This window comes from Nitrospirota bacterium (assembly GCA_040757335.1).
Lineage (GTDB): Bacteria > Nitrospirota > Nitrospiria > 2-01-FULL-66-17 > 2-01-FULL-66-17 > JBFLXB01.
Genome location: JBFLXB010000004.1, coordinates 90913 through 100532 on the forward strand (window position 1 = coordinate 90913; position 9620 = coordinate 100532).

Annotated in this window: 11 protein-coding genes; 5 read left to right on the forward strand and 6 right to left on the reverse strand. The window is 63.2% G+C overall.

Annotated features, from left to right (window positions below; genetic code table 11):
• Positions 1–4: 4 nt before the first annotated feature.
• Positions 5–730: a ComF family protein gene (locus tag AB1451_04060; protein MEW6682087.1), complete on the reverse strand. Its 726-nt coding sequence runs from the start codon at positions 728–730 to the stop codon at positions 5–7.
• Positions 731–904: 174 nt separating this feature from the next.
• Here AB1451_04060 and AB1451_04065 point away from each other — a divergent pair, with 174 nt between their 5' ends.
• Together AB1451_04065 and AB1451_04070 are read left to right on the forward strand one after the other, a co-directional pair.
• Positions 905–1150: a sulfurtransferase TusA family protein gene (locus tag AB1451_04065; GenBank protein MEW6682088.1), complete on the forward strand. Its 246-nt coding sequence runs from the start codon at positions 905–907 to the stop codon at positions 1148–1150.
• 104 nt (positions 1151–1254) lie between these two features.
• Positions 1255–2577: a diguanylate cyclase gene (locus AB1451_04070; GenBank protein ID MEW6682089.1), complete on the forward strand. Its 1323-nt coding sequence runs from the start codon at positions 1255–1257 to the stop codon at positions 2575–2577.
• Here AB1451_04070 and rsmI read toward each other — a convergent pair.
• Positions 2552–3334: a 16S rRNA (cytidine(1402)-2'-O)-methyltransferase gene (rsmI, locus tag AB1451_04075; protein MEW6682090.1), complete on the reverse strand. Its 783-nt coding sequence runs from the start codon at positions 3332–3334 to the stop codon at positions 2552–2554. The genes AB1451_04070 and rsmI overlap by 26 nt on opposite strands.
• A gap of 136 nt (positions 3335–3470) precedes the next feature.
• On the opposite strand from rsmI, the gene AB1451_04080 reads away from it, so the two are divergent.
• On the forward strand, positions 3471–4772 hold the full coding sequence (locus tag AB1451_04080) for a UDP-glucose/GDP-mannose dehydrogenase family protein (GenBank protein MEW6682091.1): 1302 nt from the start codon (positions 3471–3473) through the stop codon (positions 4770–4772).
• A gap of 63 nt (positions 4773–4835) precedes the next feature.
• Here AB1451_04080 and AB1451_04085 read toward each other — a convergent pair whose 3' ends face one another.
• The 4 genes from AB1451_04085 to AB1451_04100 all read right to left on the reverse strand — a co-directional run bounded on the left by AB1451_04085 (position 4836) and on the right by AB1451_04100 (position 7927).
• Entirely contained in the window at positions 4836–5450 is a 615-nt protein-coding gene (locus tag AB1451_04085; GenBank protein ID MEW6682092.1) for a c(7)-type cytochrome triheme domain-containing protein, read from the reverse strand.
• A gap of 2 nt (positions 5451–5452) precedes the next feature.
• The gene (locus tag AB1451_04090; protein MEW6682093.1) at positions 5453–5827 is read right to left on the reverse strand and encodes a c(7)-type cytochrome triheme domain-containing protein; all 375 of its coding nucleotides are present in this window, start codon (positions 5825–5827) and stop codon (positions 5453–5455) included.
• Positions 5828–5989: 162 nt separating this feature from the next.
• Positions 5990–6949 (reverse strand): hypothetical protein, encoded by a 960-nt coding sequence (locus AB1451_04095; protein ID MEW6682094.1) that lies wholly within the window; start codon positions 6947–6949, stop codon positions 5990–5992.
• Positions 6950–6958: 9 nt separating this feature from the next.
• Positions 6959–7927, reverse strand: coding sequence for a hypothetical protein (locus AB1451_04100; GenBank protein ID MEW6682095.1), 969 nt, complete (start codon positions 7925–7927; stop codon positions 6959–6961).
• Positions 7928–8031: 104 nt separating this feature from the next.
• On the opposite strand from AB1451_04100, the gene AB1451_04105 reads away from it, so the two are divergent.
• Entirely contained in the window at positions 8032–8547 is a 516-nt protein-coding gene (locus tag AB1451_04105) for a DUF3105 domain-containing protein (GenBank protein ID MEW6682096.1), read from the forward strand.
• A gap of 267 nt (positions 8548–8814) precedes the next feature.
• A partial coding sequence (locus tag AB1451_04110; protein ID MEW6682097.1) for a hypothetical protein occupies positions 8815–9620 on the forward strand: 806 nt, incomplete at its 3' end.

Below are 9620 nucleotides of genomic sequence, written 5' to 3' on the forward strand. Positions count from 1 at the left end.
CCAGTTACGGCATATGGGCCACGGTCACGACGTACACGTCACTCGCACCGGCGGAGCGGAGCGCTCGGGCGCATTCGTTGACGGTGGCTCCGGTGGTGTAGACATCATCCACCAGCGCCAGCCGGCGGCCCGCCACCGCGGTTTTGTCCCGGACCGCGAAGGCGCGCCGGACGTTGGTTTTTCGGTCCGCCCGGTCGAGCGCGGTCTGGGAGTCCGTCCACCGGATTCGCCGCAACACGTCGGGCCACAGCGGACGCTCAAGGCGGTGGGCCACCCACGCCGCGATCCGCAAGGATTGATTGAATTCGCGTTGCCGCAAGCGCCGAACGTGCAAGGGCACTGCTACCACGGCGTCGACCGGCGGGAGGGTTTGCAGCACCGGATCGAGGAGTTCTCCCAGAATCGAAACGAGGTCGACCTGCTTCTGGTACTTGCACCGGCGAATGGCCTCGGCCAACACGCCCGTGTACAGGCCGGCGGCGACGGCCCGGGTAAACGACGGAGGGCTCTCGCGACATGTTCCGCATCGGTGCATTGGGCTGTGTGAGACGGCGGCCTCGGACCCGAATGGGACGCCGCACAACGAACAGCGCGGCCCCTCGATCCGCGGGATGGCGCCCCAACACGCCGAACAGATGCCCCGAACCTCGCTCGCGGACATGCCCCGGCGACAGATGCCGCATCGCCGCGGGAGCGTCGCATCGAGCGCCGATCGCACAAGCGCCCGCATCCTGGCGGGTTGTAGCACACCGATTTTAGGGTGTCAACGCGCCTTCTCACATGCACCTTCTCACGCGGGAATGAACGAAGCGGCTGGATGGTCGAGAATCTGAGGCCACGGCGAGCCACCCCGAAGATCGGTCTTTCCTTGACCCCTGAGAAAATCGCCCGGTATAATTTGCCAATGGATCGGACGGCCGCTCGAATCGACGTCGAACTGAACTTGCGGGGGGTGCACTGCCCCTACAACTACGTGCGCACCAAGCTCAAGCTGGAAGAAATGAAGGTCGGCGAGGTCTTGGCCGTGACGGTGGACGCGGGCGAACCCGCCCGGAACGTGCCGCGGAGCGTCGCCGACGACGGCCACCGGGTGTTGGAACTCATTCCCCTCGACTCCGCCCTCCGGATCGTAATCGAAAAGACACGGTAACGGTTTCCCCGGCTGAGGCGCGTCGCCGCGCCCGCCGGTTGACACCCCCCCCCTCTCCGCTACACTCAACACGCACCGCCACCCGCTGAAGGGGCGGTGCGTGTATGCGCTTAACCCTAGCTCGAAAGATGCTGCTGGGGAATCTGACGCTGGTCTTGTTGATCCTGGTCGTCGGCCTCTCCGCGCTCGCCAGCCTCAAGACTCTCTATGGGCTGGGCTCCAACCTGGTCCAAGTCGACCTCCCCAATCTGGAGTTGGCGGCACAATTGGAGGAGTCTCTCAACGTTCAGGACCAATACGAACACCGATACATCCAACTACGAGATCACGCGTTGCGGACGTTGGCGGATGAGCAACGCGGCAAGTTTGAATCGACGCTCCGGCGGTTTGGAGTTCTGCCGGGGCGGGCTTTGACCGCGCTCAACCAAATCAAGGATCTCCACGTGGAGTACAACCACGTGTCTGTTCAGGCGCGCGAAGCGCTGGAGCGCGGCGACGATGTCTTGGCTCGCGCGTTCCGGGACGATCTCGTGTCCGAAACGCGCCAACGCCTTCGGGCGGCGATTCGCTCTTTAAGTCAGGCGCTCAAAACCGCCCAATGGGAGGCGCTCCGACAATCGCAGGGCCTGATTCGTAATGCGCTGATGATGACTCTGGTCACGTGTGCGGTGGGGCTGGTGTTCGGCGTCACGTTCACGCTGTTGTTTTCCCGGTCGTTGGCGCGGTCGCTTCAACAATTCAAAACTGCGACCCAACTGATCGGCAAGGGGCGGTATGACGATCTGCTGCCGCTCAAGACCGGCGACGAAATGGGTGATCTGGCGGAATCCTTCCGGTGGATGAGTCACCGGCTGAAGGAGCTCGAGGAGACCAACCTCGATGCCAATCCGTTGACACGCCTTCCCGGCAATCTGGCGATCGAAAAAGCCCTGCTCACGCGGCTTCAGCGCCAGCGAAGATTTGCGTTTTGTCACGTCGATCTCGACAACTTCAAGGCGTTTGGTGACCACTACGGTTACGCACGCGGAAGCGAGGTGCTGAAGATGGTGGGGCAGATTCTCTCGCGTCTGGGAGACGGCGAACGACGAGATATTTTCGTCGGCCACATCGGCGGAGACGATTTCGTCTTGATCTGTCCGCCCGAACGCGTCTCCGGCCTCTGCCAGCAGATCATCAAGGAGTTCGATGCCGCGATCCCCAATTTTTACGACTCCGACGACCGCGAGCGGGGCTACATCATCTCCCGGGATCGGAACGAGGTCGTCCAGCAGTTTCTGATCATGACGGTGTCTATCGCGGTGGTGACGAACGAACGCCGAGAAATTACGTCTCCTATGCAGGTCGCCGAGGTCGCGGCGCAACTCAAGAAGTACGCCAAGAGTTTCCCCAAGAGCGTGTTTGTCATTGATCAGCGGCGTGAAACGTAGCGGGTTGGGAACCACCCTCGTCCTGGGTTGCCGATTCCAGGGGAGTCATCGCTGTAGACCGTCGGAGGCGGTCGCAACCGCCGATCAGCAGCGTAATCTCACCGCGTCGAGGACGCCGTTCCACCTCGGCGATGACAGAGCTGAGCGTCCCACGGAGGCACTCCTCGTGCATCTTGGTCAGCTCTCGCGCAATCACCGCCGGCCGATCGCCCCACGCCGCAAGTAAGGCCTTCAGCGTCTTGAGCAGACGGTGAGGGGATTCGTAGAGCACGAGGGTTTCCGGGTAGTCGCGGAGCACGGCCAGGCGTTTGGCGAGGCGCCCCGACGGTTTGGGGAGAAATCCCTCGAAGTGGAAGCGATCCGAGGGCAGCCCGGACGCAGCCAGCGCCGCGATCGCCGCGCAAGGACCCGGGATCGGCACAACGGGTACACCCGCCTCGATGCAGCGCGTAATCAAAAAATATCCGGGATCAGAGATCGTCGGCGTTCCGGCATCGCAGACCAGCGCGACGGACGCCCCGTCGAGCATCCGAGCCAACAACACGGGCGCCTTGGTTTCTTTGTTGAAGTCATGGTAGCTGGTGAGCGTGCCGTGGATGTCGTACCGTGCGAGCAACTTCTGCGTGTGCCGGGTATCCTCCGCCGCGATCAGGTCCACCTCCTTTAACACTCTGAGGGCCCGCAGCGTGATGTCTTCGAGATGTCCGATCGGCGTGCTGACGAGGTACAGGGTTCCCTTGTGATCGGATGGCTCCACGGCCCGCCGAGCCTAACAGAGTCTCGCGCGCGATCGCAACACAACGCCGACTGGTTGAGGCGCCGGAGGCAGCTCTGTTATAGTACGCGGGCCGTTCGTTGGTCACCGAACGGCATCCGCATATGCAGGAGACGCCATGAACATTTGTATGGTTGGAACGGGATACGTGGGACTGGTCACCGGAGCCTGCTTCGCCGAATTCGGTGTCAGCGTGATCTGTGTGGACGCCGACTCGGCGAAGGTGGACCGCTTGAGGCGGGGCGAGGTACCGATTTACGAGCCCGGACTCTCGGAGTTGGTGCAAAAGGGCGTACGGGAAGGACGCCTCTCGTTTACGACCGATACCGCGGAGGCGGTCCGGCAATCGTTGGTCATTTTTATTGCGGTGGGGACGCCACCGCGCGGCGACGGATCAGCGGATCTGTCGGCGGTCGAAACCGTTGCGGAGACGATTGCGCGACACATGAACGGCTACAAGGTCATCGTGACCAAGAGCACGGTGCCGGTGGGCACCGGCGACCGGTTGCGCGCCATCATCGGGAAATCCCAGACCGAGCGGGTCAATTTCGACGTGGCGTCCAACCCCGAATTCCTGCGGGAAGGGGCTGCGATCGAGGATTTCATGCGGCCCAATCGGGTCGTGATCGGGGCCGAGAGCGATCACGCCGTCGCGATCCTGCGCGACCTCTACCGGCCCCTGTACCTCATCGAGACCCCGATCGTGATCACGGACATCGCGACCGCGGAGATGATCAAATACGCCTCGAACGCCTTCCTCGCGACCAAGGTGTCCTTCATCAACGAGATCGCCAACCTCTGTGAACGGGTGGGTGCGGACGTGCATCAGGTGGCTCGCGCCATGGGGTTGGATGGCCGGATCGGGTCGAAGTTTCTCCACCCGGGCCCTGGTTACGGCGGGTCCTGTTTTCCAAAAGACGTGGTCGCGCTGTTGGCGCTGGCCAAGCGGAACGAGTACGATTTCCACATTCTGAGCGCGGTGGATGCCGCTAACCACCGCCACCGCGACCTGATGATTGCGAAAATCCAGCGCGCCGTTGGGAATCTCTCCGGAACCACGCTCGCGTGTCTGGGCCTCTCGTTCAAGCCGAATACCGACGATATCCGTGAGGCCCCGGCATTAACCATTCTTCCCGCGCTCCAGAAACTCGGGGCGTCGATCCGCGCGTACGACCCCGCCGCCATGGCGCACGCGCAGGCCGCGCTTCCCGGGGTCGCGCTGTGCGCCGATCCCTATGAAACGATGACGGGATGCGATGCCGTCATTCTGATGACCGAGTGGAATCAATTCCGGAATCTCGACCTCGAACGGGTGAAAACGCTCTTGCGGCGGCCGACGTTCATCGACCTTCGGAACGTCTATGATCCGCGCAGGATGAAGGAACTGGGCTTTACTTACGTGGGGGTGGGACGAGGCTGAGCAATCGCTGTTTACCGATCGATCACTCGGGGAGCGCCACGGACGCTCTTGTTGACCCGTTGTTCAGCTTTTGGGTTTGACGTGGCAGCGCGAACAGTTCGAGATGGGGAAGGCTACACGCCCGTGGCACCGCCCGCAAAACTCCCCATTCACGATCTTGACCATCGAAATCGGGTTGGCACCCTTCTTCATCACAAAGATGTCCGGGTGGCAATTCCCGCAATCGAGCCAATAGGTGTGAGGAAAGTGCGGGAACACCACGTTGGGCATGGCCCCCACCGCAGGGATGTCGATATCAAAGGCGAACGGCGGCACCGGCGGTTTGGTGGGATCCAATGATTCTCGAGGACTGATCAGTTTGTCTTTGAACGCCTGAACCCAATCCACCGTGCCGCCCTGGTCTCTGGGAACATTTTTGAGGATCACCTCTGGGTTGCGGTTCTCCTTTGCAAACGGTGCTCCAGGGGTCGGCATCCCGGTGGGGTCTTCGAAATCATCGGCCAGCTGGGTCGGCAGCGGCGGAGACGGTGCGGCGGCCGGCGGAGGGGCTGGGGTCGCTGCTGTCTCAACGGTTGCTGCGGGCGCGGCGGTTCTTTTTGCAAAGGGGTTCGTGCATGCCACGAGGAGTGCACCCGTCACGACCACGAGCCCCAGCCCCTTGATCAGACGCCCGGTCATCGCTAATTCACTCCATGGAGCGGGCCCGTGACCATCCCCGGCTTCCCGGAATGGCATCGGGCGCACACCACCGGTTTCCACGCGGTCTCGCCGTTGTGGCATTTCCCGCAGAACTCGCCCTTGAACACGATTTTTTCCATATCGATATCGTTGGCCCCTGACTTCATCTGGAAAATGGCGGGGTGACACACCTTACACTTGAACTCGATGCGGTGAATCCAGTGCGGAAACACCACGGGCGGCATGCCGCGCTGCTCGGCCTTACTGTTGAGCACCATGTCGCCGTAATACCCCTGGACCGGTTTTCCGGCGAACAACCACACCGTGGCGCTGATCACCACCCCTGCCACGACTGCCAATCCCACTCTGCGCTTCATCCGCCGCTCTCTGGCCTACGTGTCACGTCAGTCTTCGGGATGTCCCGCTCGCTCTTCGCCTGGCGAAACCACGTCGACGGAAGAAACGATGGACGCGAATGTTAGCCCAAGGTCTTGGGATTTGTCAACACGCTGGTGTGGCGTATTGACGCCCTCCGTGCGTTACGGGCGGGGGGACAGCCCCGATCCAATCAGCCAGATATCCTGATTGCCTGATTTCGTGGAGGTATATGCGATCTGGGTGGCGTCTGGAGAAAACGCCGGAAGCGACGCGGTGGCCCCGTCACGGGTGAGCTGCCGGGACTGGCGGCCCTGGGGGTCCATCAGCCACAGTTCGTCCGTGCCGCTTTGGTTGGACACGAACGCGATCGTCGTGCCGTCGGGGCTGTAATCGCCGGCGATCTCGCTGCTGGGTCGCATGGTGAGCGCGCGGCCCCCGGCCCCGTCCACTCCAATGGTCCAGACGTCGGATGAGCCGAGGGTCGAAGCGGTGTAGAGCAGCCACCGGCTGTCGGGACTGAATCGGATCGGCGAAAACACCACCCGGTCTTCCGTGAGCACGCGGGGAAGCCCGGCCGGGAGTTCCATGATGACGAGCCGATACTGGGGCGGCCGGTTCATGGGGAGGTCGAGATACGCGAGCCAGCGGCCATCCGGGGAGATGACCGGGGTGAATTCCTTGACTGACGGGCTTTCCGATACCAGTCGTCGCTCTTGCGAATCGTCCAGCGTCAGTACCCACAAGTCGGTCCATGCGCGGGTAGCGGAGCCCCGATCCGAGGCGACCGCGATCGATCGTCCGCCTGGCATCACGAAGGGGTTGGTGTACTGGAATTGTCCAAACGTGAGCGCGCGGGGTGTCGCAGATCTGAGCTCAAGCAGCCACAGGTTCCAGCCCCCTTGTTGATCCGACACGAATACGATCGATCGGCCGTCGGTAGTCCAGGCGGGCGCAAAGTCGTCCCCCCGCGCGAAGGTCAGTTGGCGCGGAGCGGAGGTGGAAGCCGGCAAGAGGGCGCCGGTCCCGGGAGCGGCGGCGCTGCAGCCGATGAGACCGGAGCTCACGGTCAGCGCAATCATGACGGCCGCCATCGCCGGTGCCGACACTCTGTAACCGCTCATCACCGGCGGCTAACGCGCCAACGACAGAATGCCGATCTGACCAGTCCCGCCGGAGCCGACGTGTGTATAGGCGATTGCCCCGCCGTCGGGGCTCCACGCCAGCGTGAAGTATCCGATTGCGGCGTACAGGTGGCGGTCGACGCTATAGCGCGGTTCCCAGGCGCCGGAGAGGTTTCGCGTGAGGCGGACCTGGCGCGTGCCGTCGGGCTCCATGGCCCAGATATCGCGCCCACCGTTGCGCTCGGCGACAAACGCGATCTTGGTCCCATCCGGGTTGAATGCGGGGATCATCTCCCGTTCACCTTCGGTGGCGGTGAGCCGTCGGTACGGTCCCGCGCCGTTGACATCAATGGCATAGATGTCGCCGTCGCCCGTGCGCGTGGACGCGAACACCACGGTGTCCCCCGAGGGGTGGAACGCGGCGCCCCAATCACCGTTGCCGCCGGTCGTGAGTTTGCGCTGGTTCGCCCCGTCCGCGTCCATCACGTAAATGCTGTACTCGAAGTCGCGGTACGAGTCGAAGGCAATCCGCTGTCCGTCCGCGCTCCAGGTCGGAGCCAGATCATCCATACGGTGCGTGGTCAACTGCCGCAATCCGGTGCCGTCGCGGTTGACCACCCAGATATCCCAGTTGCCGGATCGACGGGAAGCAAAGACCAGCTGTGTTCCGTCAGGGGAGAACGCGGGAAACCGATCCTCGCCTTGACCGGTCGTGAGCGCCTGTGGGTCGCCGCCGTCGACCGGCACCGTCCACAGATTCCACGATCCTGCGCGGTTGGACACGTAGGCGAGCGTTGTCCCGTCGGGGCTCCACGCGGGATTGAGGTTGTCGAACGCGTCGCTCGTGACCAGGCGACTTTCCTGGGCGGAGAAATCAAACTCAGGCGGGGGAGAGAGGCTGCAGCCAGCAACCGGCCAAGCGAGAGAAACGATCCCTACCCGGAGTGCCAGTGAGCGAACGAACGGACAACCGATCATGCCGCGTACTGTACTTAAGGCCGAGAGGCACTGTCAAGATAATGCCGGCAGATCAAGATAGTGCCGGATTGACATGGTCCGGTGATCGCCGTAGGATGGGTCGCGTGCAACGCTGGGGGATCGGGTGGGGTTTGGGAGTTGCGTGGCTGATGGTGGCCCCTGCCCTGGCAGTCGATTTTGAAGCAGGTCAAGCCATCCCGGCGCAAGGCAACACGCATCTGCAGTCACCGGGATCCCCGCACCCTCCGTACAACTCGATACCCCCGACGTCGGGCCCGCACGTCCCATGGCTGGCCCGTTGGGGCATGCACCGGATTCCGATCCCGTGGCAGGTTCAGGTCCACAATTTGGAGGATGGCGGGGTCATCATCCACTATCGTTGCGACGATCCTTGTCCGGACGTGGTGTCCGGCCTCGATCGGCTGGTGGCCAGCTATCCCACGCAGGTGATCGCGGCGCCCGAGCCCCGTCTGTCGTCCAAATTTGCACTCACCGCATGGGGGCGGCTGGCGACGATGGATCATTGGGACGAGACCGCGATGCGTCGATTCATCGACGCGTACCGAGGGCAGGACCACCATCCTCCGCCAGCCCCTGCTGCCGGAACCCCGGGCCGCTAGCGGCCCGGCTTGACTCGCTGGAAACCTCAGGGCTATAGTGGCCGCCAACCGCTGACTCCAGTGGGGTGGATCAACGCGAAACCACGCGGAAAATCGGAATAAAACAGCCGTCCGTGCAGTTCTACGGCCAAGGGCGTCTTGCGTCGTGGTGAAGAACCGGTGCGTCCGATACGGACCGCTGAGAGAACGGGTGTGTTGACAGACATCTTCCGTTGCCTTCGATTGAACGGCGCCCACCTGCGCCTCGGCGGAGCACTCTCAGTTGCGGTGCTGTCTCTCGCGCTCTTCGCGTCCGTCGGCGGCGAGGCGTTTGCCCAGCCGGTCATCAGCGGGGTGTCCCCGACCCCAGTCACGTATGGGGTCACGCCGAGTACGCAGATCAGCATCTCGGGAGCGAACTTCGTGCTCGGGGGAGGGATCGCGGTTCAGGGCGCTGATGGCACGTGGTACCTGGCGGGCGGCACCGTGCAGGGGATCACGGCTTCGGCAAATACGCCGTTTGTCTATGTGAACAGCGGGCTGTTGCGGTTCTGGTGGCTGAACACGTCGTTGCCGCCGGGCACGTACGACATCGTGGTGTCGAATCCGCCGGCCGCGGGGGGCCAAACCACGATCCTGCCCAACGCGTTCCAGGTGCTGGCGCCGACGCCGGCCCCCGCCGCCACGTCCCCGAATTCGGTCACGTATGGGGTCAGTCCGAGCCAGCAGGTGAGCATCACCGGGTCGAACTTCGTGCTCGGGGCGGGGATTGCGATTGGAACTGACGGGGGAACGTGGTATCTGAATGGCGGGACCGTACAAGGCAGCAATGCGTCGGCGAGTACCCCGTTTGTCTTCGTGAACAGCGGGCTGTTGCGGTTCTGGTGGCCCAACAACTCGTTGCCGCCCGGCACGTACGACATCCTGGTGTATAACCCGGCGGCCGCGGGGGGACAAAGCACGATCCTGCCCAACGCGTTCCAGGTGCTGGCGCCGACGCCGGCCCCCGCCGCCACGTCCCCGAATTCGGTCACGTATGGGGTCAGTCCGAGCCAGCAGGTGAGCATCACCGGGTCGAACTTCGTGCTCGGGGC